This is a genomic window from Rhizobium sp. CB3060 (assembly GCF_025200735.1).
Taxonomy (GTDB): Bacteria; Pseudomonadota; Alphaproteobacteria; order Rhizobiales; family Rhizobiaceae; genus Rhizobium.
Genome location: NZ_CP104158.1, coordinates 3197224 through 3221600, shown reverse-complemented (window position 1 = coordinate 3221600; position 24377 = coordinate 3197224). Strand labels below are relative to the sequence as shown.

Genomic DNA, 24377 nt, shown 5'->3' with positions numbered 1-24377 from the left:
GGACATCCTGAGAAGCGCGACGCGGTTTCGGGTTCCTGCCAGCACAAGGCCTTCAAGGTCTGAGAAAGAGGTACAACGGCATGCGCTTACGGTTTTTGGTTCCACTTCTAGCAGGCATCGCGCTCGCAAGTTCGCTGCATGCGCAGGAGCTTGCCAAAATCAAAGGCGTCGTCGAACTCTTCACGTCTCAGGGCTGCGCCTCCTGTCCGCCGGCCGATGCTGCATTTGAGAAGCTGATCCGCCAGGGCGACGTCGTCGCGCTCGCCTATCACGTCGACTACTGGAATTATCTCGGCTGGAACGACACGATGGCCTCCAAGGACAATACGGCCCGGCAATATGCCTATGCCCGTACGCTCGGCCGCAGTGGGGTTTATACGCCGCAGGCGATCATCAATGGCCGTGATCACCTAAACGGTGCGGATCTAAACGCCATCAACTTCAAGCTCGACGATTTCCAGCGCCAGGGCAAGGGTCTGACGGTTCCCGTCAGTGCCGCCATGAAGGGTGACGAACTGGAGATCAAGATCGGCGCAGGCCAGGGCCGGGCAAATGTGGTCGTCGCCTATTTCGATAGGGAACAGCAGGTTTCGCCGAAGGCCGGCGAGAACAACGGCCAGCAGATCACTTATCTGCACGCGGTTTCGGACATTGAAACAGTCGGCATGTGGGACGGCAAGGCCTTGAATGTCGTGTTGCCCGCCAATGTGTTGGATAAGGCCGGTCGGCGCGGCCTGGCGGTTCTGTTGCAGTCGTCGACGCCATCGGGCGACCCGGCGGCGATCATCGGCGCGACCGTCCTGACGGCCGGGACCGACGGCTGATCTGCATTTTTCCGACGTCAGTCGAAAGGCTCCATTTCGGCTGGCGCCAAAGTTCTGTTTCGGCTTTGCCGAAAGGAGGAGAGTGCCCGGCGAGGGCGCATTCGGGGCTGGGGTTCGGTCGATACGCCCCGGCCGGGCCGTTTGGCGCGGCGGCGCCAAACCGATCCCTATAGTTCCGGTAAATGGGGCTTCGTTTTGACTGAAATGCGGCGCAGCCAAGATGCTTTGCTCGAAGCGCAAGAAATTGTGAGTGCCTCTTGGTCTTGCAATTTGCCGTGGCTGAGGCAAACTGTCATCTTCTTGTCATGACACAACCCCTGGGGGATTGATGACTGATCAGCCGGAATTGCGACACGGCGAAAGCCGTTCCGTCGACACCACTTCTTCCGTCGTCGTTGATCTCAGAGAATATAAACAGAGCAAGGACCCGCTGCCGGTGACTTTCCACCGCAGGGAGCTGGACGCAATTCTGTGGATCTACGGCCGCATGGTCGGCGAGGGTGAATGGCGTGACTACGCCCTCGACCATCTCAGGGAAAAGGCGGTTTTCTCGGTCTTCAAGCGCTCCGGCGAGCTGCCGCTCTTCCGCATCGAGAAAAACCCGAAGCTCGCCGCCAAACAGGGCGCGTTTTCCGTAATCAGTACCAATGGCATGATCCTGAAGCGCGGCCACGACCTGACGCAGGTGCTGAAGGTTTTTGATAAGCAGCTCAAGCTGGTGGAGAAGTGATCTTCGCCTGCTGCGCTATTCGCTGAATAGCGTTCCCGGATAGACTGATGGATCGGGGTCAGTTTCCATACCTTCGCCCAGCGGCTTCTGCATCAGCATCGTGTCCAGCCAGCGGCCGTGCTTGTAGCCGGTACCCTTCAACAGGCCTGTCTCGGTAAAACCGGCGGCGCGGTGAAGGGCGACGGAGGCCGGGTGGGCGCCGCCAATGACGGCGATCATCTGGCGGAAGCCGAGGCTCTGGCAGGTTTCCACCAGATTTGCCAGCAGCGCCTTGCCGATGCCGCGGCCCCGGGCTTCGGGCGCGAGATAGATCGAATCCTCCACCATCCAGCGATAGGCCGGCCGCGTGCGGAATGCGGAGGCATAGGCATAGCCGAGGAAGGCTCCGTCTTCGTCTTCGGCGGCGATATACGGGTAGCCCTTGTCACGGATCGCCTGGAAGCGGCCTGCCATCTCCTCTTCGCCCGGCGGAACGATCTCATAGCTTGCGGTGCCGTTCAAAACGGAGTCGCGGTAGATGGCGGTGATGAAGGGAAGGTCGGCTGAGGTGGCGTTGCGAAGGCGGAAGGACATCTGGGTTTTATTGCCTGATCTGCGATTTCAATGGCGGATAATAAAGCCGTGTCCGAAGCAGCAAGGCAAACAGAAAAGGCGGCCGGAGCCGCCTTTTCGAAGGATCATTCATGTCGCATGAGTTATTTGCGGTTGCCCATGAACTGCAGCAGGAACATGAACAGGTTGATGAAGTCGAGGTAGAGCGTCAGCGCGCCCATGATCGCCTTGCGGCCAGCAACGGCGACGTCGTCGGCTTCATAGTACATTTCCTTGATCCGCTGCGTATCCCAGGCGGTCAGGCCTGCGAAGATCAGCACGCCGATCACCGAGATGGCGAACTGCAGAGCGGACGAATGCAGGAAGATGTTGACGAGCATCGCGATGATCAGGCCGAAGAGACCCATCATCAGGAACGAGCCCATCGCCGAAAGGTTACGCTTCGTCGTGTAGCCGAACAGCGACAGCGCGCCGAAGGAGGCGGCGGTCACGAAGAAGGTCTGCACGACGCTCTGGCCGGTGTAGATGATGAAGATCGACGACAGCGACAGGCCCACCAAAGCGGCATAGACCCAGAAGGTCGTCGTCGCGGCGGCCACGCTCATGCTATTGATCCTGAAGCTCAGGAAGAACACCATCGCCAAGGGAGCGAGGATGACGACCCAACGCAGCGGGCTCAGGTAGATCGCCTGGCCGAAAGCTGTGATCTGCCCGTCAGCGAAGGCGAGCGAAAATGCGAAATAGGCGGCCAAACCCGTGATCGCCAGACCCAGCGCCATCAGGTTATAGACCTTGAGCATGTAAGCTCGAAGGCCCTCATCTATCATCGCACCGGTTTGCGCGCCGCTGGGCGCCCGGTTTTGGTAATTGCGAAAGTCAGCCATGTTTTCCTCTTTCAAGCTCCGATGTGAGTAGCGTGTCGGGCACTTGGTCCCAGGCGCCGCTGCGGAGCTCCAGCATGCCTGCACAGAATATGAGGCTTTCACGCCCCATGCACAAGAGCTAAGCGGCGGCGGCAGGGTTAAATCGGCGTAATATCGGGCTATTTCCCGACGCTCGGTTAATGCCTCGGGCGCCTTGGCGGCGCAGACTTTTTCAGGTTCTTGCGCTCAGAGTTCGCGCAGGACAGGCGCTGCTTTCTGGCCAAGAATGCGCCAAGTGCCCACCAGCCCGATCCCGACCGTCAACAGCAGAGCGATGATGAGGGTCGAGAAGGCGACATCCGGGAGGAAGGTCGACGGCAGGTGCATGATGCGGCTGACGATGTACCAGGCCGCGACGGAACCGGCGAGCAGCGCGAAGACGGCGGTCGCCGCTCCCAGCATCAGATATTCATAGCTGAAGGCGCGGATCAGCATGGCTCGCGTCGCGCCGAGCGTCTTCAGCACGACCGCGTCATGGGTGCGTGCGCGGTTTCCCGCAGCAAGCGCGCCCGCAAGCACCAGCACGGATGCGATCAGCGCCACCGACGCCGCGGCGCGGATCGCGGCGGCAAGCTGGCCGACCAGAGTGTTGACGATATCGAGCGCATCCTTGACGCGGACGCTAGTGATCGTCGGATAGGTATTGGTGACATTCTTCAGGATCGCCGCTTCCTGCGCCGGCGTAGCAGAGGGGTCGGTGAGGGTTGCGAGCCACGCATGCGGCGCGCCCTTGAAGGTGTTCGGTGAAAAGATCATCACGAAATTGATGGACAGCGACTGCCACTGGACCTTGCGGAAACTGGCGATCTTGGCCGTCACGTTGCGGCCGAGCACGTTCACGGTCACGGTGTCACCGAGCCTCAAGCCGAGCGCCTTGCCTTCCTCATCGGAGAACGAGACGAGCGGTTCGCCGCCATAATCCTTGCCCCACCATTGCCCTTCGGTAAGGGCGGCGTTCTCCGGGAGAGTCTCGGCATAGGTGATGCCGCGGTCGCCGCGCAACACCCATTGGCCGGCCGGGGGTACCTTCCTCTTGGTCACGTCCTCGCCATTGAAGGCGACGATGCGGCCGCGCAGCATCGGCACTTCGACGAGCTTGCCCTCGGGCGCCTGCGCCTGCACGACCTTGCGGAAGCCGTCGAGCTCCGAACCCTGGATATCGACGAAGAAGAAGTTCGGCGCCTGCTCGCTCATGCGTCCGGTCAGCTCCTGGCGCATATTGCCGTCGATCAGCGTCAAGGTCACAAGGAGCGCCAGGCCGAGGCCGAGCGAGAGGACCACGGAGGCGGTGAGCGCGCCCGGCCGATGAATATTGCCGATCGCCAGACGGAGTGCCGGCGAATGGACGCGCGGGCTGCGGCGGGCGAGCCACGACAACAGGGTCGCGACGGCGCGCAGCACGACGAAGGCGACGGCGATGGAAACGATGAAGACGACGGCGATGAAGCGGTCATAGGCGGTGTATATCGCAAGTGCCGACAGTGCTGCCATCAGCAGGCCGGCGGCGAGCAGGTAGGGCCAGCTTGGCAGGCGGCGAGCCTCGAAGCCCTGTTCGCGGAAGAGCGCCGTCGCCGGCACTTCGCGGGCATGGCCGAGCGGCAGGATGGCGAAGGCGAGCGTCGTCAGCAGGCCGAAAAGCGCTGCAAGCGTCAGAGGGCCGGGATAAAGCCGCGGCGCGGTCGAAATCGGCAGGAATTCGGCCATGAACTGCGAGGCGAGCAATGGCGCGATGGCACCAAGGATCAGGCCGACGGCTATGCCGGCCAGCGCAAGCAGGGCGATCTGGATCAGGTAGATCATCACGACGACCAATGCCGGTGCGCCAAGGCATTTGAAGGTGGCGATGGTGGTGCGCTTGGAATCGAGGAAAGCGCGCACGGCGTTGGCAACACCGACGCCGCCGACGATGAGCGCGGTAAGGCCGACCAGGGTCAGGAATTGCGAGAAGCGGGTGATGTTGTCGGCGAGCGCGGGTGCTGCCCGGCTGCTCGTTCGGATCGACCAGCCGGCTTGCGGGAAAGCGGTATTGGCGCGGGCGGCGATGTTGTCCAGGCCATTGGCGGGATCGTCCATGCGGATCTTGTAGACCTGTTCGACAAGGCTCCCGGTCGTGATCAGGCCCGAGGCGACCAAAGCGTCACGGCTGGTGAGCAATCGCGGCGCAAAGCCGAAACCTTCGGATACCGAATCCGGCTCGGTCTTCACCGTGCCTGTGATCCGGAGCCTGGCGTTGCCGAGCAGCAGTTCGCTGCCGATTTTGAGGTTCAGCCGTTCCAGCAGCAGGGGAGCGACGACGGCGCCATAGGCCCCGTCCTTGGCAGTGAGCAGCGTTGATAGCGGCTGATCCGGATCGGCCACGAAGGTGCCGTAGAGCGGGTAGGCGCCGTCAACCGCCTTGACCTCGACCAGGGCCTGATCGGAACCGTCGGGCAGTCGGGCCATGGAGCGCAGGCCGGTGGATTGGGAGAGCTGGCCGAGGCTGTTGAGATAGGCGAGTTCGTCCGGCGTCGCCGCGCGATTGTTGAGCTCGAAACGGACGTCGCCGGCAAGCAGCGACTGGCCCTGCGTCGAGATCGCGTCGGTGATCGAGCGCGAGACGGAGTTGACGGCGGCGATTGCGCCGGTGCCGAGGGCGATGCAGGCGAGGAAAATATAGAAACCGCCGAGACCGCCGCGCAATTCGCGCAGCGCCAGACGAAAGGCAAGCGTCAGGCGCGCTCCCGCCGCCATCACGCTATCGCCGCCTGATTGGCCCGCGCGCGGGCGCTGTCACCCTCGATTTCGCCGGAGCGAACGTGGATCTGGCGGGAGCAGCGGGCGGCAAGCGCCGGATCATGGGTGACGAGCAGCAGCGTCGTGCCGCGCTCGGCCTGCTGGGCGAAAAGCAGGTCGGCGATCTGCCGGCCGGTATCGGTATCGAGATTGCCCGTCGGCTCATCGGCGATCAAAAGGGCGGGTGACGGGGCGAGCGCGCGGGCGATCGCCACGCGTTGCTGTTCGCCGCCTGAAAGCTGGCCGGGATAATGGCTCAGCCGCTCGCCGAGGCCGACGGCCTGCAATTCGCGCCGGGCGATGTCGAAGGCGTCGCGAACATTGGCCAGCTCCAGCGGCACGGCGACATTTTCCAGCGCCGTCATATTGGCGATGAGATGGAAGGACTGGAACACGATGCCGATATTGCGACCGCGGAAATCGGCGACGCGGTCTTCGCTCAGGCTATGCAGGGGCGTGTCGCGGATCAGGAGCTCGCCGCTGTCGAGCTTTTCGAGGCCGGCGAGCACCATCAGCAACGTCGACTTGCCGGACCCGGAGGGGCCGACGATGCCGACGGATTCGCCTTCGGCAACGGTGAGGTCGATGCCTTTCAGTACGTGGACGGAGGCGGCGGCGTTGCCGAGCGTCAAATCCGCCTTCTTCAGCTCGATGATGGTTTTTGCCAATGCGAACGCCCTATATACGTCAGAGACCACGGCGGGCGCGATTTGGCCCTCACGGCGAATTTAGGGAATGGATCATGAGTTTTAAAGTTGCCGCGTTTCACTTCGCTGTCATTGTTTTCGGTCTTTTCTTTGGCGCGGCCGGTGCAGCCGATGCACGAACGATCCAACTGGTTGGTCTCGGTGACAGCCTCATGGCCGGCTATCAACTGCCGCCGGGCGATGGATTTCCCGCCAAGCTGGAGGCGGTGCTGAAGGCCAAGGGGCTGGATGTGGTGATTGCCGATGCCGGCGTGTCCGGAGATACCAGCTCCGGCGGCCTGTCGCGCATCGACTGGTCGGTACCGGACGGAACCGACGGCGTGATCCTCGAACTCGGCGCCAACGACGCCTTGCGCGGCATCCCGCCCGAACAGACGGAAAAGAACCTCGACACCATCATCAGCCGGCTGAAGGAGCGCAACATTCCCGTCCTGCTCGCCGGCATGCTGGCGCCACCGAACATGGGTCCGGACTATGCGGCCAAGTTCAACCCGATCTACAAGCGGCTTGCCGACAAGTATCAACTGCCGCTCTATCCATTTTTTCTCGATGGCGTCGCGACGCATGCCGACTTACAATTGAGCGATGGCATGCATCCGAACCCGCAGGGTGTCGATGTGATGGTGCAACGTTTCCAGCCTGCGGTGACGAGTTTCATTGGGACGATTGTCGCACATGCGAAATAGGTGCTTGCACCGGCTGCAATTGCATGATTCCCTGTTGTTATCTGCAAGAGATTCGGGGAGTGCTCGTTATGCCGAGACTTTTTACCGCCCTCGAAATTCCGCGCAACGCGGCGATGAGCCTTTCGTTGTTGCGCGGCGGTCTTCCCGGAGCCCGGTGGATCGACGTTGAAAATTATCACATCACTTTGCGTTTCATCGGCGATGTCGACGGTCGTACCGCCGATGAAATCGTCGAGCGACTGGACCGCATCGACCGGCCGGAATTCCAGCTCCGGTTGGAAGGCATCGGTTCCTTCGGCTCGAAGAAGCCGCATTCGGTCTGGGCCGGCGTCACGCAGACGCCCGATATGTACGCACTGCAGGGCGAAATCGAACGCATCTGCCAGCGCATCGGCCTGCCGCCGGACCCGCGCAAGTTCACACCGCATGTCACGCTCGCGCGGCTGAAGTCGTCGCGGGTCGATGATGTCGTGCACTATCTCTCCGGTCGCGGTAACTTCTACACCGCGCCGTTCACGGTAGGACGCTTCGTGCTGCTGTCATCGCGCGAATCGGTTGGCGGCGGTCCCTATCTCACCGAAGAGGTCTTCCCGCTTCACGAGGCTCGCAGCGCTTTTCCCGCCAAGGGCAACAGCGCGTTGCAGCCAGCCAAGAGCATGGTGTAGGTCGCTTCGAAGTCCTCGTGACCTCCGTAGTAGGGGTCCGGGATGTCTTTGCCGCTGCCAAGCGTGAAGGCGTTGAAGAGGTGCAGCTTGCCGAGCGTATCGGCAGGCGCGATCTTGCGCAAATTCTTCAAATTGTCTTGATCCATTGCCAGGATCAGGTCGAACCGATGAAAATCGGCTGCCTCGATGCGGCGTGCGCGTTGAGCGGAAATATCGACGCCGTGGTCCGACGCGACTTCCATGGAGCGGCGGTCCGGCCTCTCGCCCTGATGCCAGCTGCCGGTGCCGGCCGAATCGACCTCGAACTCGGAGCCTTGCCCGGCTTTGATCGCAAGATGCCGGAAGATGCCTTCGGCAAGGGGTGAACGGCAGATATTGCCGGCGCAAACAAACAGAATTTTGTGACGGTCCATAGTATCGTTCAACCGATAAAGAGGAGTGATATTGCCATGAAATACGAAAAGCTGGAACCGGCGGCAATCGATGAAAACCTGGCCGGCCTTAGCGGTTGGACCCTGGCGGCCGATCGCCTCTCCATGTCGAAGAGCTTCAAATTCCGCAATTTTGTCGAAGCTTTCGGCTTCATGACAGAGGCGGCCTTGGCGGCGGAAAAGTTCAATCATCATCCTGAATGGTTCAACGTCTATTCCCGCGTCGACGTGAAACTGACGACGCATGACGCCGGTGGCTTGACGGAGCATGACATTAAACTCGCCAAGGCGATGGAAAAGGCCGCGGCCCGGCGCGCCGATTGAATCGCAGGGGCCGATCACCATATGTCTGATGCGGCCCGGGAAGGGCTTCCTATAGGGATGAATGGAATGGATGACATCAAGTATGGGGAAATCCTGATGCCTGGTGACGAGGAGACCCAAGATCGGCAGGAGAAGACGGTGCGCAGCAAGTTCTGGCCGACCTTGCGCAAGGCAGCACGGTATATCCCGTTTTCCCGCGATGTCGTCGCGGCTTTCTATTGCGCGCTCGACCCGCAAACGCCGACGCGCGTCCGTGGCATTTTGCTGGCTGCCCTCGGCTATTTCGTCATGCCGGTCGACATCATCCCGGATTTCTTCGCCGTCATCGGCTTTTCGGATGATGTCGCGGTGCTGACGCTCGCCTTCGGCATGATCAAAGGCCACATCCGCCAGGAGCACTATGACGCCGCCGACCGGGCCTTGGCCGACGAGCCCGAGGCCGCAAAAGCGGCTTGATCCGCGTCCGATCGATGGCGACGGGATTCCTGCCGGGTTTCCAGACCTTTATGAGATCTTCCTGATTTTAGAGAGGTCAAACTCTTGCCCGAATCTTTCTGTCTTAAATCGATCCCATAGGATGGTGTTCCGCCATCCGGGTTTTCCAATTCCTCCTGATGCATTTCAGGCCCGGCTCCACATGGGCTGAAACGGCACAGATCAGGGGCAATTACCGCTCCGTTGACGGTTTGGTAACCTAAATAAAGTCAAAATAGGGCAGCTCACGAGCATAGGCGTGCGTTACTTGAAATCGCCTTGAGCTCTGGACCGCAAGAAATCGGCAGGAAACCATGTTTGTAAAAAGCTTCGCAATCGCCCTCTCTCTCGTTCTGGCCGGCACCGGCATCGCATCCGCGCAGACGAAGACCAAGAAGCAGGCAGCAGCGCCCGCACAGGCGCAGGCGGCGGCACCGGTGGCTCCGACGCGCATCCAGCAGTTCGACGCCTGGGGCGCCTATTCCTACCAGTCCGGGGCTGGCAAGGTCTGCTACGTTCTCTCCGTGCCGACAGCCAAGTTGCCGGCTTCCGGTATCGATCACGGCGACAACTTCTTCATCGTTTCCCAGCGTCCGGGTCAGAACATCTCCTATGAACCGCAGGCGATGATGGGCTATCCGCTCAAGGAAAATTCCAAGGTCGACGTCGTCATCGACAACAAGACCTTCGTGATGTTCACCAAGGACAAGGCGGCCTGGGTCGAGAATGCCGCGCAGGAGCCGGCGCTGGTCGCAGCGCTCAAGTCCGGCCATTCGCTGAAGGTCACCGCGACCTCGAAGAAGGGCACCGGCACCTCCTACACCTACTCGCTGAAGGGCGTCAGTGCCGCACTGAAGCAGATCGAAAGCTGCAAATAAGATCGATGATGCCGCGATCACGTCAAAGTGATCGCAGGTTCTGTCGAAACCGAAGCGATGAGGCCGGCCTGATGGCTGGCCTTTTGCTTTTCTTCAAGAGGGATGACGCGGGCTGAAATTAATGCTAAAGGCCGCCCCAACGAGCGGTGTATTCGCAATTTCTTGCCCCGCTACCAGATGAACCTTCTGATCTCAGTGCCTTGCCCGCGCCCGCAGCTTTCCGGCTTTGGGGCATCGCCGATATGAACCATTGGAATGATCCTATGTCCGCGATCGATGTCATGACCCCATCCAAGCTGAAGCCGATGCCCGTCTCGCAGCCGGTCGAGCTTTCGCCGAAGCCGTCGCTGATCGGCCTGACCCGCGAGGAAATGGGTGCGGCGCTCAAGGAAAAGGGCGTCTCCGACAAGCAGATCAAGATGCGCGTTAGCCAGCTCTGGAACTGGATCTATGTGCGCGGCGTCTCCGATTTCGATGCCATGGCGAATGTCTCCAAGGACATGCGCGAAATGCTGAAGACGCATTTCACCATCGCCCGGCCGGAGATCGTCGAAGAGCAGGTTTCCAATGATGGCACCCGCAAATGGCTGTTGCGCTTCCCGCCGCGCGGCGCCGGACGGCCGGTTGAAGTGGAGACCGTCTATATTCCGGAAGAGGGCCGCGGCACGCTCTGCATTTCCAGCCAGGTCGGCTGCTCGCTCACCTGTTCGTTCTGTCACACCGGCACGCAGCGCCTCGTCCGCAACCTGACGGCGGAGGAGATCCTGTCGCAGCTACTCCTGGCGCGCGACCGGCTCGGCGATTTCCCGGATCGCGAAGCGCCGCAAGGGACGATCATGCCCGCCGAAGGCCGCAAGGTCAGCAATATCGTGATGATGGGCATGGGCGAGCCGCTCTACAATTTCGACAGCGTCAAGACGGCGCTGCTGATTGCCTCCGATGGCGATGGCCTGTCGCTCTCCAAGCGCCGCATCACGCTCTCCACCTCCGGCGTCGTGCCGGAAATCTATCGCACCGGCGAGGAGATCGGCGTTATGCTGGCGATCTCGCTGCATGCGGTGCGCGACGATCTGCGCGACATGCTTGTGCCGATCAACAAGAAATATCCGCTGAAGGAATTGATGGACGCCTGCCGCGCCTATCCCGGCCTTTCGAACGCCCGGCGCATCACCTTCGAATATGTGATGCTGAAGGGCGTCAACGACAGCCTCGAGGATGCCAAGGGGCTGATCCAGCTCCTGAAGGGCATTCCGGCCAAGATCAATCTCATCCCCTTCAATCCTTGGCCGGGCACGAACTATCAGTGTTCGGACTGGGAGCAGATCGAGAAGTTTGCCGATTTCATCAATTCGGCCGGCTACGCCTCGCCGATCCGTACGCCGCGCGGCCGCGACATTCTCGCCGCCTGCGGCCAGTTGAAGTCGGAATCGGAGCGTATGCGCAAGACCGAACGGCTGGCCTTCGAGGCCATGATGATCGCCAACCATGGCGAGGATTGAGGTCGATGCTTCTCGGATTGCGCAGGCCGATGCGGCTCCTTTGGGGCTATCTCGGCGCCTGTGTTCTGATGGGCTTCGTGTTGGCTTGCGTCGCCGCCTGGACCATGCCGGGAACGGCCGCCCCTGAGCTCTTCGCCCTCACCGTCATGCTGACCAAGCTCGCGATGATCGTCAGCATCCTGCCATCGCTTGTCGTCATTGCGATTTTCGAATGGCGCGGCATGCGCCGTTGGTACGGTTACGCCATCTACGGCGCCTTGCTGTCAGCGTCGGCATCGGTTGTGATCTCGGGGAGCGTGGAACGGCCGCAAACCCTCAATCTGATCACCATCGTCGTTTGTTTTGCCTTTCTCGGAGCCGTCAGCGCCACCGTCTACTGGTGGATCGCCGGCCGGTTCGCTGGGCGCGGCCCCGCTCTCAGCGAGAATGGGTGAGGAAGATCTTCACTGCGAAGACCGAAAAGACGCTCGCAAAGGCGTAATCGAGGCCGCGCATGACGCCGCGGTTCTTCTGCAGCCAGGTCGACAGGCGGTCGGCGGCAAGCACGACGAGCGCGTTGACCGGCATGCCGATCATGATGAAGAAGAAGCCCAGGAACAGGAGCTTTTGCGTGACCGCCGGATCGCCCGCAGTGACGAACTGCGGCAGGAAGGTCATGAAGAAGATGATGACCTTCGGGTTCAGCAGATTGACCCAGAAGCCGGTGGAGATATTGGCGAGCGGAGTGCCCTTTGCCATATCCACCTTCTTGACCGACAGGCTGGAGCCGAAGCGGATCGCCTGGATCGCCAACCACAGCAGATAGCCGGCGCCACCGGTTTTCAGGATCGTGAAGGCGAGCGGCGAGGCGGTAATCAGTGCCGAAACGCCAAAAGCCACCAGGAATGTATGGACGACGATGCCGAAGCTGGTGCCGAGGACTACGAAAAGCGCTGCCTTCTTGCCCTGCGCCAATGCACGGCTGATCGACAGGGTCATATCGGGGCCGGGGGTTGCCGCAAGCAGCAGGCTGGCCGCCGAAAAAGCCAGAAGGGTCGTCAGGCTGGGTATGAAGTCCATGACATGCTCCGAAAGCCGGAAAAGAGTATCAGCGCTTTCTTATTCGGCTTTCGAGTATTTGCAAATCAATCCTTGTTTTCCAGGAATGCCTTGAATTTGTCGGCGTAGTCAGGATGCCAACGGGACAATGGCGGGCGGTTTTCGATGATATCGCCTGCGGCCCAGAGCATGCGGCGTTCGTCCGTCGACCGAGCAACATCATTGTCCGGGCAGAGGATGTAGAAATCGCCCCGCTCGAGGCTCTCCACCATGAAATCGACCGTCTGCTCCGGCGTCCAGGCTGCTTCAGGCTTTTCCTGGCGGTCGCCCTTGGTCAGGCCGGTAAAGACGAATCCGGGGATCAGGAGATGCGCCGATATCTTGGCGCCTGCGGTGTTGCGCAGCTCGTGCTGCAGCGCCTCGGTGAAGACCTTTACGCCGGCCTTGGAGACGTTATAGGCGGGATTGCCCGGCGGCGTGGTGATGCCCTGCTTCGAACCGGTGTTAATGATCAGGCCGGGCTTTCCATGGGCCAGCATGCCGGGTCCGAAGACGCGCGTGCCGTTGATGACACCCAGGAGATTGACGCCGAGAATGTTGTCCCAACCGGCCTGCGGGCTGAAGATCGAGGTTTCCGGCCCGATGCCGGCATTGTTCATCAGCACATGCACCCGGCCGAAATGCTGCAGGACGGCGCGTTCGAGAGCTTCGAGCTGTTCCTTATGGGCAACGTCGGTCTCGACGGCCATGATCTGGTCCACCCCGGCGATCGCTTCGAGCTCGGCGCGTGCAGCGGCCAGCCGGTCGCGGCCGAGATCGGCGATGGCGACGCTCATGCCGAGCTTTGCGAAATATTTCGCGGCCGCAAAGCCAATACCGGACGCGCCGCCGGTGATGACGGCGACATTGGATTTCTTGAAAATCTGTTGAATATCGGTCACGGACGGACGCCCTCCCAGGCATTGTTTGCTCGCAGCCGAATATGGTATTTTCCGAAACCAAGTCAAACCGGCTGGAGGTCGTGTCCGTGACAAAACATATGTCCGTAGAAATCGACGAGCAGATGGATGCGTTCATCGGCGAACAGATCAGCCACGGCAATTACGATTCGCCGAGCGAAGTCATCGACGCCGCGCTGAAACTGTTGCGTAGTAGGGCGGAAATAGAAGCAATCGCGGCTGCCATCGCGGAGGGGGAGGCATCGGGAGAGCCGGAGGAATTTGATTTCAACGGCTTTATCGAAAGAAAGCGAATGTTGCGCAATCAGCGATGAAGAAATTGATCTTTTCGCCCAAGGCAGCGTCCGATATCGATCAAATCTATGACTACACCGAGGAAAAATGGGGTTACCAGCAAGCGGAGGATTACGTCTTCGCCATGCGCGATCGTTGCCATGCCCTGCTCAACGGCACCGCGCGCGGTCGCAAAGTTGGCGGCATCAGATCGGACTACCTCGCTTTGGCCTACGGCTCGCACTTCATTATCTACAAAGACGGCGTCCAGACACTCACGATCGTCCCCATCCTTCATCGGCGAATGAATATCGGCGCGCACCTGTGACGCTGCTCCCGTACCACTCTGCCGCACTTCCCCTTGCGCCTCGCGATAATCTCGCTAAAAGTGCCGCGATACAGGGTTTGCGGGGCCTTTCCGCAGGCTCGCATTGAAACGGACCTCATCACCATGGCATCACATAAAGACGTGAAGAAAGTCGTTCTCGCCTATTCCGGCGGTCTCGACACCTCGATTATCCTGAAGTGGCTGCAGACGGAGCTTGGCGCAGAAGTCGTCACTTTCACCGCCGATCTCGGTCAGGGCGAAGAGCTGGAGCCGGCGCGCAAGAAGGCTGAGATGCTCGGCATCAAGGAGATCTACATCGAGGATGTGCGCGAAGAATTCGTGCGCGATTTCGTCTTCCCGATGTTCCGTGCCAATGCCGTCTATGAAGGCGTCTACCTGCTCGGCACGTCGATCGCTCGTCCGCTGATCTCCAAGCACCTGATCGATATTGCTCGCAAGACCGGCGCCGATGCGATCGCCCATGGCGCGACCGGCAAGGGCAACGACCAGGTTCGCTTCGAGCTTTCGGCCTACGCGCTGAACCCGGACATCAAGATCATCGCGCCGTGGCGCGACTGGTCGTTCAAGAGCCGCACCGACCTGCTCGAATTCGCCGAGAAGCATCAGATTCCGGTTGCCAAGGACAAGAAGGGCGAGGCGCCGTTCTCGGTCGATGCCAACCTGCTGCACTCCTCGTCCGAGGGCAAGGTTCTGGAAGATCCGTCGCAGGAAGCGCCGGAATATGTGCACATGCGCACGATTTCACCCGAGTCCGCTCCCGACAAGGCAACCGTCATCAAGGTCGGCTTCGAAAAGGGCGATGCCGTCTCGATCAACGGGCAGCGCATGAGCCCGGCGACGCTGCTCGCAACGCTCAACAATTACGGTCGTGACAATGGTATCGGTCGCCTCGACCTCGTCGAGAACCGCTACGTCGGCATGAAGTCGCGTGGCGTCTACGAAACCCCCGGCGGCACCATCCTGCTCGCCGCCCACCGCGCCATCGAATCCATTACGCTCGATCGCGGCGCAGCTCACCTCAAGGACGAGCTGATGCCCCGTTATGCCGAGCTGATCTACTACGGCTTCTGGTTCTCGCCGGAACGCGAAATGCTGCAGGCGCTAATCGACAAGAGCCAGGAGCATGTCGAAGGTGAAGTGACGCTGAAGCTTTACAAGGGCAACGTCATGGTCATCGGCCGCGAAAGCCCGAAGTCGCTCTATTCCGACAAGCTTGTCACGTTCGAAGACGATCAGGGCGCCTACGATCAGAAGGACGCTGCCGGTTTCATCAAGCTCAACGCGCTGCGCCTGCGCACGCTCGCCAAGCGCAATCTGTCGAAGTAATCAGCTTTGCGAATAAATACGAACCCGCTTCCGGTTGACGGAGGCGGGTTTTTCTTGCGCGCGCACAGGGCTGGATTTACTCCACGGGCCTTAATTCGCGCTCCATCTCCGCCGGCAGCTCTGCATTCTGCAGATTGCTGCGGAAGGTCCGGAGCGCATGATGGAGCTCGTCCTGCAGGCAATGATCGACGCCCTGTAGCGCGTCCTGCTCTACCGCGTAGATCTCGCAACCGATCTGCTTCAGCTTGGCGCTGGCCGTTTCCGACAACACGATGCGCTTGGCGCGGCGGTCGAGCGGATCGGGCTGACGCTCGATCAGGCCGCGCGCCTGCAGCTTGTCGAGGAAGGCGCTGACCGTCATCGGCTCCAACCCCATGCGAGTGGCAATATCGAGTTGCCGGCTGCCGTTGACGGCGGCGACCTGGATCAGCGTGCGTGCTTCCCCTGCCGTCAGACCTAGCCCCGCGACCATGATGCGCCGCTCGAAGGCCGCTCGCATTAGTCGGGCGCAATCCGCCACAAGAAAGGCAAGCGAATCCGTATCTATCCTGCTGCTCATAAGCGCTTCCCTACTTACGCTTGTTTTTAGGCCCCGATCAATCTTTATTGATTTCGCCCCCCGAATTCAATGGATTCTTGCCCTTTCAAGGGACTTGTTTAACTTGACCCGGTTAGATGCGTTGCTAATCTGTGCTGATAATCAGCGGGAACTTCCAATATGACGCAATCACTTATCGTCGGCGCCTTCCTGGCGGCGCTGTTCTATGTGCTTATTCCCGGACCGGCTTTCCTGGCTCTCCTCGGCATCGGCGCGGGGCAGGGGCGCAAGGCCGGCGCCTTCTTCATGAGTGGTCATCTCGTCGGGGACATCATTTGGTCGTCGCTCGCCTTGGTTGCAATCGTGGGAGCAAAAACTATCGGCACCGTCGTATTCGATCTGCTCGGATTGCTCTGCGGTTTCTATCTTGCCTGGATCGGCTGGAGTGCCGTCACCGCCAAGCCGAAGAAGGATGGCAAGGCCTTGCTCAATGTCGACCGTCCCTTCCGCCGTGGCCTGATCTTCGGCGTCACCAATCCGAAAGGATATCCCGTGGCGCTGGCAACCTTTACCGCGCTGGTGGCGGGTTCGGCCGGCGCATTGACGTTCAGCGCGCTGCCGCTGCTGCTCACCGTTTCTTTCGTCGGCTTCGTCACCGCCGACCTTATTCTCATCGGCATCATCGGCGCGGGCGCGGTCCGGCGGTTCTACCGCGCTCACGAGCGGCTGATCGTACGCTGCTCCGGCGTGCTGTTTATGGGTTTTGCGGCGCAGGCTTTGTGGCATGCGACGCCCGGCTTGCTCGGCTGGCGTAAGGCCTGACCATCATTCCTCATTATTTGTTCCGCCCTCGCCATACCAATTTGGCGGAGAGGGTCTTATATCGTGCTTCGATCAGACGCCTGCCGAAAGGATGCCTTGCATGTCTTCCCAAACCGCCGTCAACCCAGCGCTCGTCGAATGGACCGGACATCAGGGTCTGCCGCGGTTCGATGCCGTGAAAGACGCCGATTTTGCGCCTGCCTTTGACGCAGCGCTTGCGGCTCATGAGGCGGAAATCGATGCGATCGCTGATAACAGCGAGGCGCCGACCTTTGCCAACACCGTCACTGCGCTCGAAACCGCCGGTGACGAGCTGTCGCGGGTCTCCTCTCCATTCTGGAATCGGGCTGGGGCACATACCAATGAGGTGATCCAGGCCCTGGAGCGAGAGATCGCGCCGAAGATGTCGCGGCATTATTCGAAGATCGGCATGAATGCCGCACTATTTGCCCGCATCGATGCGCTATGGGAAGCGCGTGAGGAGCTTGGCCTGACCGTGGAAGAGACCCGCGTGCTGGAACGGCATTGGAAGGGTTTCGTGAAGTCGGGCGCCAAGCTCGCCAAGCCGGAGCAGGAACGGCTCGCCGCGATCAACGAGAAATTGGCGGGCCTCGGCGCGCAGTTCGGGCAGAATGTGCTTGCCGACGAAAAGGGCTGGGCGCTGATCCTCTCCGAAGAAGCTGACCTCGCTGGTCTTCCCGATTTCCTGAGGGACGCGATGGCCGCGGCGGCGCGCGAGCATGGCGAAGAAGGCAAATTTGCCGTCACTCTGTCGCGCTCGATCATAGAGCCGTTCCTGACATCGTCTGAGCGTCGCGATCTGCGCGAACAGGCTTTCAAGGCATGGGTAGCGCGCGGCGCCAATGGCGGCGAGACTGACAATGGCAAGATCATCAAGGAGACGCTGGCGCTGAGGGCAGAGAAGGCCGAGCTGCTCGGCTATGGCAACTTTGCCGAACTGAAGCTCGACAACACCATGGCGAAAACGCCGGAGGCGGTGAATGAACTTTTAAGGGCGGTCTGGGCGAAGGCGGCGGAGCGCGCTCGCGAGGAAGAGGGCGATATCGCCGCGCTGATCGCGGAGGAGGGCCGCAATCATGAGGTCATGCCCTGGGATTGGCGGCATTATGCCGAGAAGATCCGGACGCGGAAGTTCGATTTTTCCGAGACGGAATTGAAGCCCTATCTGCAGCTCGAAAAGATCATCGCAGCCTGCTTCGATGTCGCCGGCCGCCTTTTCGGCATCCGCGCCGTGGAGCAGAAGGGCGTTCCCGCCTATCATCCTGATGTGCGCGTCTTCGAAATCCGCGATCGCTCCGACAGGCTGGTGGCGCTCTTCCTCGGGGATTATTTCGCCCGCAATTCCAAGCGCTCGGGCGCCTGGATGAGCTCGTTCCAGTCGCAGCACAAACTGCCGCTGAAGAACGGTCATGTCGGCGAACTGCCGATCATCTATAACGTCTGCAATTTCGCCAAGCCGGCCGAAGGCAAGCCGGCGCTGCTGTCGCTCGACGATGCCCGCACGCTGTTTCACGAATTCGGCCATGCTCTGCACGGCATGCTCTCCAACGTCACCTATCCTTCGGTATCCGGCACCGGCGTTTCCCGCGATTTCGTCGAGCTGCCGTCGCAGCTCTACGAACACTGGCTGACCGTGCCGGCCATCCTCAGGGAATATGCCATCCATTACGAGACCGGCGCGCCGATGCCGCAAGCTCTGCTCGACAAGGTTCTGGCCGCCCGCACCTTCAATGCTGGCTTCAACACGGTGGAGTTCACCTCCTCGGCGCTGGTCGATATGGCCTTCCATACCCGCGGCGCCGTCGAGGACCCGATGGTGGTGCAGGCGGAAGTGCTCTCGGAAATCGGCATGCCGAATTCGATCGTCATGCGCCACGCCACGCCTCACTTCCAGCATGTGTTTTCCGGCGATGGCTATTCTGCCGGCTATTATTCCTACATGTGGTCGGAAGTGCTGGACGCCGACGCCTTCGCCGCCTTCGAGGAAACCGGCGATGCCTTCGATCCGGATATGGCCGGGAAACTGAAGGCCAATATCTATTCCGTCGGTGGCTCGATCGATCCGGAAGAGGCCTATAAGGCCTTCCGTGGCAAGCTGCCGAGCCCGGATGCGATGCTACGCAAAAAGGGATTGGCGGCTTGATTCTGGCCTTGGGTATGCAGCAAAAATCGGTCGCGAAAGGTCAACTTTTGCCACCGATTTATGCGGCGGCGTTTGGTTTGGATTGATTTTGTCTGGTCAATCAGGATGCGCGCGAAAGCACAGCTAACAACTCGGCTAGTTGATCGGCCTGGGCGTCATCTAGCTTATCGCCGAGGTGGCGCTGAAGGGCCGATGCATAGACGGCCCACATGCGGCTCTGCATGGCACTTCCTGCCTCGGTGATAACGACCCAGCGGCCTCGGCCGTCCTCGGAAAATATCTCGCGGTGGACAAAACCAGCCTTTTCCATCCGGTCGAGAAGGCGAGACAGATTATGTTGTGCCAGCAGCGTGCGCTCCTCAATCTCATAGGGTCGCAACCTGCCGCCCGTGGCCCGCGCCAGCTCCAGCAGTACGTCATACCAACCAAGCGGTGGCAGGTCTGCCGCCTTCAGATCCTGCTCGATCGCAGCAAGGACGATTTGCTGAGTCCGCATGAGGCGTACCCACGCTCGCGTGATGGCGGGCGAGGGCTTTAGGGATTCGAAATCTGATTTATCCGACATAGATGCAATTACATCTATATTGACCAATTTGGCAAGTGTGGATATAAATGCAGTTACATCTATTTTGGATGGAGATATTTCCGGCCCATTTGCCGGGTCAGGCAATAGGAGATCTGATCATGTCCGACGCAAAGCTGATCCTCGTCAGTCACCATCTTTGCCCCTACGTTCAGCGGGCCGTCATCACGCTTACTGAGAAGGCCGTGCCGTTCGAGCTCCGTTATGTCGATCTGTCGGCAAAGCCCGATTGGTTTCTCGCCATTTCTCCCCTCGGCAAGGTTCCCCTCCTTATCGTGCGGCAGGGCGATGGGGCAGAAACGGTTTTGTTCGAGAGCGCCGTGATCTGCGAATATCTTGAGGAAACCCAATCCGGCGCTCCACTCCATCCGGCCGATCCGCTGGCGCGTGCCCGGCATCGCGGTTGGATCGAGTTCGGCTCCTCCATCCTTTCGGATTTGTGGGGGCTTGAGACTGCCAAAGACGAAGGGATCTATGAGACGAAGCGCAAAGCGCTGATCGACAAGTTCGGTCGTGTCGAGGCTGAATTGGATGATGGACCGTTTTTCGCCGGCCGAGCATTCAGCCTGGTCGATGCGGTCTTCGCACCGATCTTCCGTTACTTTGACGTGTTCGATACCATCACGTCGACCGGCATATTTGATGCATTACCGCGTCTCGTGGCATGGCGCGCAGAATTGGCTTCGCGGCAAAGTGTGCGAGAGGCGGTGATGCAAGACTATCCCGATCGTCTCAAGGTATTCTTGAGGGATCACGAGGCGTGGCTGCTGAAACGCGCCGCCTGAAAGGTTGGAGGAATCCTGACTAAGGCGGCTGCCTACATCAGATATTGGCGACATCGCAGAACGAGGGTTTTTGCCATCAGTTGGCGCAAGGTTGACATATTCGTGACGCGCTGGGGCGAGCTTGCCGTTGCTTTCTTGCCTCCCCCCTTTCGCAAACGCGAAAAAAAGGGTATGAGCGCGCCAAATGTAATTGGCGTGTTCACTTCATACCGCGCCCCAGCCTCAGAGATACAAGATTATGGCACTTCGCAACATCGCGATCATCGCGCACGTTGACCATGGGAAAACCACCCTCGTTGACGAGCTTCTGAAGCAGTCCGGCTCCTTCCGCGAGAACCAGCGCGTTGCCGAACGCGTCATGGATTCCAACGATCTGGAAAAGGAACGCGGCATCACCATTCTCGCTAAGGCGACCTCGGTCGTCTGGAAGGATACCCGCATCAACATCGTCGACACCCCCGGCCACGCCGACTTCGGCGGTGAAGTCGAGCGTATTCTGTCGATGGTGGACGGCGCGATCGTTCTCGTCGATGCTGCCGAAGGCCCGATGCCGCAGACCAAATTCGTCGTCGGCAAGGCGCTGAAGGTCGGTCTTCGCCCGATCGTCGCGATCAACAAGATCGACCGTCCGGATGCCCGTGCCGACGAAGTCATCAACGAAGTCTTCGATCTCTTCGCCAATCTCGACGCCACCGACGAGCAGCTCGACTTCCCGATCCTTTACGGTTCCGGCCGTAACGGCTGGATGAACTATTCGCCGGAAGGCCCGAAGGATGAAGGTCTGGCGCCGCTGCTCGATCTCGTCGTCAAGCACGTTCCGGAGCCGACCGTCGGCGAAGGTCCTTTCCGCATGATCGGCACGATCCTAGAAGCCAACCCCTTCCTCGGCCGCATCATCACCGGCCGCATCCATTCCGGCTCGATCAAGCCGAACCAGGCCGTCAAGGTTCTGGGCGCTGACGGCAACCTGATCGAAACCGGCCGTATCTCGAAGATCCTTGCTTTCCGCGGCATCGAGCGCCAGCCGATCGAAGACGCGCAGGCAGGTGACATCGTCGCCATTGCCGGCCTTTCCAAGGGCACCGTCGCCGACACCTTCTGTGATCCGCAGGTCAATGAGCCGCTGATCGCGCAGCCGATCGACCCGCCGACCGTTACGATGTCCTTCATCGTCAACGACAGCCCCTATGCCGGCACCGAGGGCGACAAGGTCACCTCGCGCGTCATTCGCGATCGCCTGTTCAAGGAAGCCGAAGGCAACGTTGCGCTGAAGATCGAAGAAGCCGAAGGCAAGGACTCGTTCTACGTTTCCGGCCGCGGCGAATTGCAGCTTGCAGTTCTGATCGAAACCATGCGCCGCGAAGGCTTCGAGCTTGCCGTGTCGCGTCCGCGCGTCGTCATGCACAAAGACGAGAGCGGCCAGCTTCTCGAGCCGATCGAAGAAGTCGTCATCGACGTCGATGAAGAGCATTCCGGCATCGTCGTGCAGAAGATGTCGGAGCGCAAGGCCGAGATGGCCGAGCTGCGGCCTTCCGGCGGCAATCGCGTCCGTCTCGTATTCTTCGCACCGACCCGCGGCCTGATTGGCTATCAGTCGGAGCTTCTGACGGACACGCGCGGCACCGCCGTCATGAACCGTCTGTTCCATGACTACCAGCCGTACAAGGGCGAAATCGGCGGCCGCGTCAACGGCGTGCTGCTCGCCAACGAAGCCGGCGAAGCCGTGGCCTATGCCCTGTTCAACCTGGAAGACCGCGGCCCGATGATCATCGACGCCGGCGAGAAGGTCTATGCCGGCATGATCATCGGCATTCACAGCCGCGACAACGACCTCGAAGTCAACGTGCTGAAGGGCAAAAAGCTCACCAACATCCGCGCCGCCGGCAAGGATGAAGCCGTGAAGCTGACGCCGCCGATCCGCATGACGCTCGACCGCGCGCTCTCCTGGATCCAGGACGACGAGCTGGTCGAAGTCACGCCGAAGTCGATCCGCCTGCGTAAAATGTACCTCGATCCGAACGAGCGTAAGCGTTTCGAGAAGGCTCGCTACGCATAATAGCGCGACTTGTACCGCTTCGGACGAATTGACCCCGGCCCCTGTGCCGGGGTTTTATTTTGTGTGTTCGATTTTTGAGCCCTTGTCGCAAAGGTTAAAAATGCGTTAATTTTCAGCAGTCGTCCACAGGTAAAGACTGTGAACAAATCGTCTGTCCGCATGATTTGTGGATGGTTAATTTTCGCTGGCGGGACCAGAGTAGACGTTATGAAGACGTTGTCGATTGATGTTCGTCGGGCAGAACCGCATGATGCCCGAGCCATTTCCGAGGTGCACCGCCAGTCGTGGCAGTACACCTATACGGGCATCATTCCGCATCGCGCGCTCAGCCAGATGATCGAGCGCCGGGGCGAAGCCTGGTGGCGCAAGGCGACCAGCGGGCCGGCAACCCTTCTAGTCCTCGACGTCGCCGGCGAGATCGCCGGTTACGCCACGCTCGGCCTCAACCGCGCCCGCGCGTTGCCTCAGGAAGGCGAGATCTACGAACTCTATCTTCGCCCGGAATATCAGGGCATCGGCCTTGGCCGGCTTCTCTTCGGTGAAGCGCGCCGGCTCCTGAAATCGCTGGGGTGCAAGGGATTGGTCGTCTGGTGCCTCGAGGAAAACGAGAATGCGGACCGCTTCTATCGCGGCCAGGGCGGTGCCGATTTCTGCGAGGGCATCGAGACCTTCGATCGCAAGCAGCTCAAGAAGATCGGCTTCGTCTGGCCCTAAGGCGGCGGCTGCGATCATCCATTAAAATCCCGCATCGTCCCAATGCCTTGTTGCGTTGCGTCATGATTCCGATTATCTGGCTGCAGCAACCATCCTTATTAGGGGAGACGCATGCGCATCGACGCGATTTCCATTGGCAAGAACCCGCCCGAAGACGTCAACGTCATCGTTGAAGTTCCGGTCGGCGGTCATCCGATCAAGTATGAAATGGACAAGGATGCCGGCACGCTGGTTGTCGACCGTTTCCTCTACACGCCGATGACCTATCCGGGCAATTACGGCTTCGTTCCGCACACGCTCTCCGAAGACGGCGACCCGATCGACGTGTTGATCGCCAGCACCCGTCCGCTGGTTCCGGGCTGCGTTATCAACGTGCGCCCGATCGGCGTGCTGATGATGGAAGACAATTCCGGCAAGGACGAAAAGATCATCGCGGTTCCTTCGCCGAAGCTGACGCTGCGCTACGAAAAGGTCCGGGAATATACCGACCTGCCGGAAATTACCGTGAAGCAGATCGAGCATTTCTTCGAGCACTACAAGGATCTGGAGCCCGGCAAGTGGGTGAAGATCTACGGCTGGAAGGGCTCGAAGGAAGCCGGCGAACTCATTCTCGAAGCGATCGAGCGCGCCAAGAAGGCGAAGTGATCAGTTTTTCGCTATAGCGTTCAGCTTGCCTCTCAAATCCTCCGGGTCGCCATCGATCCGGAGGATTTTTTTACGGGCGGTGTCGCCGGAAATGAGGCTGATCGAGGATTTGGGGATGCCGAAGCTCTTGGCGAGAAGCGCGATCAGCGCCTTGTTGGCCTTGCCCTTTTCCGGCACGGCGGAGACCCTCGCCTTGAGATAGGCCTCGCCGTCGGCGCCGGTCTCGAACCCGTCGATTGCATCACGCCCGCCATTGGGCGTGAGCCGGACGGACAGTCTCACATGATCGGCAAAAATCTGCCAGGCTTCGCTCACCGGCCGACGAGCGGGTAAAGCGTGTTCCACATCAGGGAACGGAAGAAGAAGATGATCAGCAGCAGGATGATCGGCGAAATGTCGATGCCGCCGAGATCGGGCAGCACGCGCCGGATCGGACGAAGCGCCGGCTCCGTGACTGCATAGAGGAAACTTCCGACCGAGTTGACGAACTGATTGCTCGAATTGATAACATTGAATGCATAGAGCCATGAAAAAATAGCGCTGGCGATCAGCACCCAAGTATAAAGATTCAAAGCCAGATCAATGGTTTGAAATAAGGCGAGCATGTCCGTCTCCATTTCGCGGTTGACAGACATGTAGACATTGGCGACTTAACGGGCA

29 protein-coding genes are annotated in these 24377 nt (G+C 60.2%); 18 read left to right on the top strand and 11 right to left on the bottom strand.

The window, feature by feature from the left end:
* Window positions 1-80 precede the first annotated feature (80 nt).
* Complete coding sequence (locus N2601_RS15570; RefSeq protein ID WP_104824651.1) at window positions 81-824, top strand: DUF1223 domain-containing protein; 744 nt, start codon at window positions 81-83, stop codon at window positions 822-824.
* Between the two features lie 328 nt (window positions 825-1152).
* Window positions 1153-1554 carry a DUF2794 domain-containing protein gene (locus N2601_RS15565; RefSeq protein WP_104824650.1) on the top strand — a complete coding sequence of 134 codons (402 nt, stop codon included), beginning with the start codon at window positions 1153-1155 and terminating at the stop codon, window positions 1552-1554.
* 15 nt (window positions 1555-1569) lie between these two features.
* Here the strand turns inward: N2601_RS15565 and N2601_RS15560 are convergent, their stop codons facing one another.
* The 4 genes from N2601_RS15560 to N2601_RS15545 all read right to left on the bottom strand — a co-directional run bounded on the left by N2601_RS15560 (window position 1570) and on the right by N2601_RS15545 (window position 6469).
* Window positions 1570-2127: a GNAT family N-acetyltransferase gene (locus tag N2601_RS15560; RefSeq protein WP_104824649.1), complete on the bottom strand. Its 558-nt coding sequence runs from the start codon at window positions 2125-2127 to the stop codon at window positions 1570-1572.
* A 122-nt stretch (window positions 2128-2249) separates the two neighbouring features.
* Window positions 2250-2990 carry a Bax inhibitor-1/YccA family protein gene (locus N2601_RS15555; RefSeq protein ID WP_104824648.1) on the bottom strand — a complete coding sequence of 247 codons (741 nt, stop codon included), beginning with the start codon at window positions 2988-2990 and terminating at the stop codon, window positions 2250-2252.
* A 225-nt stretch (window positions 2991-3215) separates the two neighbouring features.
* Entirely contained in the window at window positions 3216-5759 is a 2544-nt protein-coding gene (locus N2601_RS15550; RefSeq protein WP_104824647.1) for an ABC transporter permease, read from the bottom strand.
* Window positions 5759-6469, bottom strand: coding sequence for an ABC transporter ATP-binding protein (locus N2601_RS15545; RefSeq protein WP_104824646.1), 711 nt, complete (start codon window positions 6467-6469; stop codon window positions 5759-5761). The genes N2601_RS15550 and N2601_RS15545 overlap by 1 nt, the downstream gene beginning before the upstream one ends.
* A 74-nt stretch (window positions 6470-6543) precedes the next feature.
* On the opposite strand from N2601_RS15545, the gene N2601_RS15540 reads away from it, so the two are divergent.
* Window positions 6544-7194, top strand: coding sequence for an arylesterase (locus N2601_RS15540; protein ID WP_104824645.1), 651 nt, complete (start codon window positions 6544-6546; stop codon window positions 7192-7194).
* 68 nt (window positions 7195-7262) lie between these two features.
* Complete coding sequence (gene thpR, locus N2601_RS15535) at window positions 7263-7859, top strand: RNA 2',3'-cyclic phosphodiesterase (RefSeq protein WP_104824644.1); 597 nt, start codon at window positions 7263-7265, stop codon at window positions 7857-7859.
* Here the strand turns inward: thpR and N2601_RS15530 are convergent.
* On the bottom strand, window positions 7790-8272 hold the full coding sequence (locus N2601_RS15530; protein WP_260303190.1) for a low molecular weight protein-tyrosine-phosphatase: 483 nt from the start codon (window positions 8270-8272) through the stop codon (window positions 7790-7792). The genes thpR and N2601_RS15530 overlap by 70 nt on opposite strands.
* Window positions 8273-8308: 36 nt before the next feature.
* Here N2601_RS15530 and N2601_RS15525 point away from each other — a divergent pair, with 36 nt between their 5' ends.
* The 5 genes from N2601_RS15525 to N2601_RS15505 all read left to right on the top strand — a co-directional run bounded on the left by N2601_RS15525 (window position 8309) and on the right by N2601_RS15505 (window position 11899).
* On the top strand, window positions 8309-8614 hold the full coding sequence (locus N2601_RS15525; RefSeq protein ID WP_104824642.1) for a 4a-hydroxytetrahydrobiopterin dehydratase: 306 nt from the start codon (window positions 8309-8311) through the stop codon (window positions 8612-8614).
* Window positions 8615-8680: 66 nt separating this feature from the next.
* A complete protein-coding gene (locus N2601_RS15520; protein ID WP_104824641.1) occupies window positions 8681-9070 on the top strand; it encodes a YkvA family protein in 390 nt (129 codons plus the stop codon).
* A 332-nt stretch (window positions 9071-9402) separates the two neighbouring features.
* Window positions 9403-9966: an invasion associated locus B family protein gene (locus tag N2601_RS15515; protein WP_104824640.1), complete on the top strand. Its 564-nt coding sequence runs from the start codon at window positions 9403-9405 to the stop codon at window positions 9964-9966.
* A gap of 263 nt (window positions 9967-10229) precedes the next feature.
* Entirely contained in the window at window positions 10230-11465 is a 1236-nt protein-coding gene (rlmN, locus tag N2601_RS15510; protein WP_104824639.1) for a 23S rRNA (adenine(2503)-C(2))-methyltransferase RlmN, read from the top strand.
* 5 nt (window positions 11466-11470) lie between these two features.
* On the top strand, window positions 11471-11899 hold the full coding sequence (locus N2601_RS15505) for a hypothetical protein (RefSeq protein ID WP_104824638.1): 429 nt from the start codon (window positions 11471-11473) through the stop codon (window positions 11897-11899).
* On the opposite strand, the gene N2601_RS15500 is transcribed toward N2601_RS15505, so the two are convergent.
* Both N2601_RS15500 and N2601_RS15495 read right to left on the bottom strand, forming a co-directional pair.
* Window positions 11883-12524 carry a LysE family translocator gene (locus N2601_RS15500; protein ID WP_104824637.1) on the bottom strand — a complete coding sequence of 214 codons (642 nt, stop codon included), beginning with the start codon at window positions 12522-12524 and terminating at the stop codon, window positions 11883-11885. The genes N2601_RS15505 and N2601_RS15500 overlap by 17 nt on opposite strands.
* Window positions 12525-12589: 65 nt before the next feature.
* Entirely contained in the window at window positions 12590-13444 is an 855-nt protein-coding gene (locus N2601_RS15495; protein WP_104824636.1) for an SDR family NAD(P)-dependent oxidoreductase, read from the bottom strand.
* 86 nt (window positions 13445-13530) lie between these two features.
* Here N2601_RS15495 and N2601_RS15490 point away from each other — a divergent pair, with 86 nt between their 5' ends.
* The 3 genes from N2601_RS15490 (at window position 13531) to N2601_RS15480 (ending at window position 15410) form a co-directional block, all read left to right on the top strand.
* On the top strand, window positions 13531-13776 hold the full coding sequence (locus N2601_RS15490; RefSeq protein ID WP_260303189.1) for a type II toxin-antitoxin system ParD family antitoxin: 246 nt from the start codon (window positions 13531-13533) through the stop codon (window positions 13774-13776).
* On the top strand, window positions 13773-14063 hold the full coding sequence (locus N2601_RS15485; protein ID WP_104824635.1) for a type II toxin-antitoxin system RelE/ParE family toxin: 291 nt from the start codon (window positions 13773-13775) through the stop codon (window positions 14061-14063). The genes N2601_RS15490 and N2601_RS15485 overlap by 4 nt, the downstream gene beginning before the upstream one ends.
* A gap of 123 nt (window positions 14064-14186) precedes the next feature.
* Complete coding sequence (locus N2601_RS15480) at window positions 14187-15410, top strand: argininosuccinate synthase (RefSeq protein WP_104824634.1); 1224 nt, start codon at window positions 14187-14189, stop codon at window positions 15408-15410.
* A 76-nt stretch (window positions 15411-15486) separates the two neighbouring features.
* On the opposite strand, the gene N2601_RS15475 is transcribed toward N2601_RS15480, so the two are convergent.
* Window positions 15487-15969, bottom strand: coding sequence for a MarR family winged helix-turn-helix transcriptional regulator (locus N2601_RS15475; RefSeq protein WP_104824633.1), 483 nt, complete (start codon window positions 15967-15969; stop codon window positions 15487-15489).
* Between the two features lie 159 nt (window positions 15970-16128).
* Here N2601_RS15475 and N2601_RS15470 point away from each other — a divergent pair, with 159 nt between their 5' ends.
* Together N2601_RS15470 and N2601_RS15465 are read left to right on the top strand one after the other, a co-directional pair.
* Window positions 16129-16770, top strand: coding sequence for a LysE family translocator (locus N2601_RS15470; RefSeq protein ID WP_104824632.1), 642 nt, complete (start codon window positions 16129-16131; stop codon window positions 16768-16770).
* 100 nt (window positions 16771-16870) lie between these two features.
* On the top strand, window positions 16871-18934 hold the full coding sequence (locus tag N2601_RS15465; RefSeq protein ID WP_260303188.1) for a M3 family metallopeptidase: 2064 nt from the start codon (window positions 16871-16873) through the stop codon (window positions 18932-18934).
* 100 nt (window positions 18935-19034) lie between these two features.
* On the opposite strand, the gene N2601_RS15460 is transcribed toward N2601_RS15465, so the two are convergent.
* A complete protein-coding gene (locus tag N2601_RS15460; protein ID WP_104824630.1) occupies window positions 19035-19499 on the bottom strand; it encodes a MarR family winged helix-turn-helix transcriptional regulator in 465 nt (154 codons plus the stop codon).
* Window positions 19500-19618: 119 nt separating this feature from the next.
* On the opposite strand from N2601_RS15460, the gene N2601_RS15455 reads away from it, so the two are divergent.
* The 4 genes from N2601_RS15455 to ppa all read left to right on the top strand — a co-directional run bounded on the left by N2601_RS15455 (window position 19619) and on the right by ppa (window position 23717).
* A complete protein-coding gene (locus N2601_RS15455) occupies window positions 19619-20302 on the top strand; it encodes a glutathione S-transferase family protein (RefSeq protein WP_104824629.1) in 684 nt (227 codons plus the stop codon).
* A 238-nt stretch (window positions 20303-20540) separates the two neighbouring features.
* Complete coding sequence (gene typA / locus N2601_RS15450; protein ID WP_104824628.1) at window positions 20541-22358, top strand: translational GTPase TypA; 1818 nt, start codon at window positions 20541-20543, stop codon at window positions 22356-22358.
* A gap of 207 nt (window positions 22359-22565) precedes the next feature.
* Window positions 22566-23072, top strand: coding sequence for a GNAT family N-acetyltransferase (locus N2601_RS15445; protein ID WP_104824627.1), 507 nt, complete (start codon window positions 22566-22568; stop codon window positions 23070-23072).
* Between the two features lie 111 nt (window positions 23073-23183).
* A complete protein-coding gene (gene ppa, locus N2601_RS15440; RefSeq protein ID WP_028751314.1) occupies window positions 23184-23717 on the top strand; it encodes an inorganic diphosphatase in 534 nt (177 codons plus the stop codon).
* On the opposite strand, the gene N2601_RS15435 is transcribed toward ppa, so the two are convergent.
* Together N2601_RS15435 and N2601_RS15430 are read right to left on the bottom strand one after the other, a co-directional pair.
* Complete coding sequence (locus N2601_RS15435; RefSeq protein ID WP_104824626.1) at window positions 23718-24032, bottom strand: DUF167 domain-containing protein; 315 nt, start codon at window positions 24030-24032, stop codon at window positions 23718-23720.
* Window positions 24029-24322, bottom strand: coding sequence for a YggT family protein (locus tag N2601_RS15430; RefSeq protein WP_028751312.1), 294 nt, complete (start codon window positions 24320-24322; stop codon window positions 24029-24031). Before N2601_RS15430 ends, N2601_RS15435 begins: the two co-directional genes overlap by 4 nt.
* Between the last annotated feature and the right edge of the window lie 55 nt (window positions 24323-24377).

Bases quoted from the DNA above. Each gene is read 5' to 3' on its own strand.
- N2601_RS15430 (WP_028751312.1), bottom strand. From the start codon at position 24,322: ATGCTCGCCTTATTTCAAACCATTGATCTGGCTTTGAATCTTTATACT.
- N2601_RS15555 (WP_104824648.1), bottom strand. From the start codon at position 2,990: ATGGCTGACTTTCGCAATTACCAAAACCGGGCGCCCAGCGGCGCGCAA.
- N2601_RS15525 (WP_104824642.1), top strand. From the start codon at position 8,309: ATGAAATACGAAAAGCTGGAACCGGCGGCAATCGATGAAAACCTGGCC.
- N2601_RS15460 (WP_104824630.1), bottom strand. From the start codon at position 19,499: ATGTCGGATAAATCAGATTTCGAATCCCTAAAGCCCTCGCCCGCCATC.
- N2601_RS15540 (WP_104824645.1), top strand. From the start codon at position 6,544: ATGAGTTTTAAAGTTGCCGCGTTTCACTTCGCTGTCATTGTTTTCGGT.
- N2601_RS15515 (WP_104824640.1), top strand. From the start codon at position 9,403: ATGTTTGTAAAAAGCTTCGCAATCGCCCTCTCTCTCGTTCTGGCCGGC.
- N2601_RS15530 (WP_260303190.1), bottom strand. From the start codon at position 8,272: ATGGACCGTCACAAAATTCTGTTTGTTTGCGCCGGCAATATCTGCCGT.
- thpR (WP_104824644.1), top strand. From the start codon at position 7,263: ATGCCGAGACTTTTTACCGCCCTCGAAATTCCGCGCAACGCGGCGATG.
- N2601_RS15485 (WP_104824635.1), top strand. From the start codon at position 13,773: ATGAAGAAATTGATCTTTTCGCCCAAGGCAGCGTCCGATATCGATCAA.
- rlmN (WP_104824639.1), top strand. From the start codon at position 10,230: ATGTCCGCGATCGATGTCATGACCCCATCCAAGCTGAAGCCGATGCCC.
- N2601_RS15560 (WP_104824649.1), bottom strand. From the start codon at position 2,127: ATGTCCTTCCGCCTTCGCAACGCCACCTCAGCCGACCTTCCCTTCATC.
- N2601_RS15455 (WP_104824629.1), top strand. From the start codon at position 19,619: ATGTCCGACGCAAAGCTGATCCTCGTCAGTCACCATCTTTGCCCCTAC.
- N2601_RS15570 (WP_104824651.1), top strand. From the start codon at position 81: ATGCGCTTACGGTTTTTGGTTCCACTTCTAGCAGGCATCGCGCTCGCA.
- N2601_RS15565 (WP_104824650.1), top strand. From the start codon at position 1,153: ATGACTGATCAGCCGGAATTGCGACACGGCGAAAGCCGTTCCGTCGAC.
- N2601_RS15480 (WP_104824634.1), top strand. From the start codon at position 14,187: ATGGCATCACATAAAGACGTGAAGAAAGTCGTTCTCGCCTATTCCGGC.
- N2601_RS15475 (WP_104824633.1), bottom strand. From the start codon at position 15,969: ATGAGCAGCAGGATAGATACGGATTCGCTTGCCTTTCTTGTGGCGGAT.
- N2601_RS15550 (WP_104824647.1), bottom strand. From the start codon at position 5,759: ATGGCGGCGGGAGCGCGCCTGACGCTTGCCTTTCGTCTGGCGCTGCGC.
- N2601_RS15520 (WP_104824641.1), top strand. From the start codon at position 8,681: ATGGATGACATCAAGTATGGGGAAATCCTGATGCCTGGTGACGAGGAG.
- N2601_RS15505 (WP_104824638.1), top strand. From the start codon at position 11,471: ATGCTTCTCGGATTGCGCAGGCCGATGCGGCTCCTTTGGGGCTATCTC.
- N2601_RS15470 (WP_104824632.1), top strand. From the start codon at position 16,129: ATGACGCAATCACTTATCGTCGGCGCCTTCCTGGCGGCGCTGTTCTAT.
- N2601_RS15465 (WP_260303188.1), top strand. From the start codon at position 16,871: ATGTCTTCCCAAACCGCCGTCAACCCAGCGCTCGTCGAATGGACCGGA.
- typA (WP_104824628.1), top strand. From the start codon at position 20,541: ATGGCACTTCGCAACATCGCGATCATCGCGCACGTTGACCATGGGAAA.
- ppa (WP_028751314.1), top strand. From the start codon at position 23,184: ATGCGCATCGACGCGATTTCCATTGGCAAGAACCCGCCCGAAGACGTC.
- N2601_RS15445 (WP_104824627.1), top strand. From the start codon at position 22,566: ATGAAGACGTTGTCGATTGATGTTCGTCGGGCAGAACCGCATGATGCC.
- N2601_RS15500 (WP_104824637.1), bottom strand. From the start codon at position 12,524: ATGGACTTCATACCCAGCCTGACGACCCTTCTGGCTTTTTCGGCGGCC.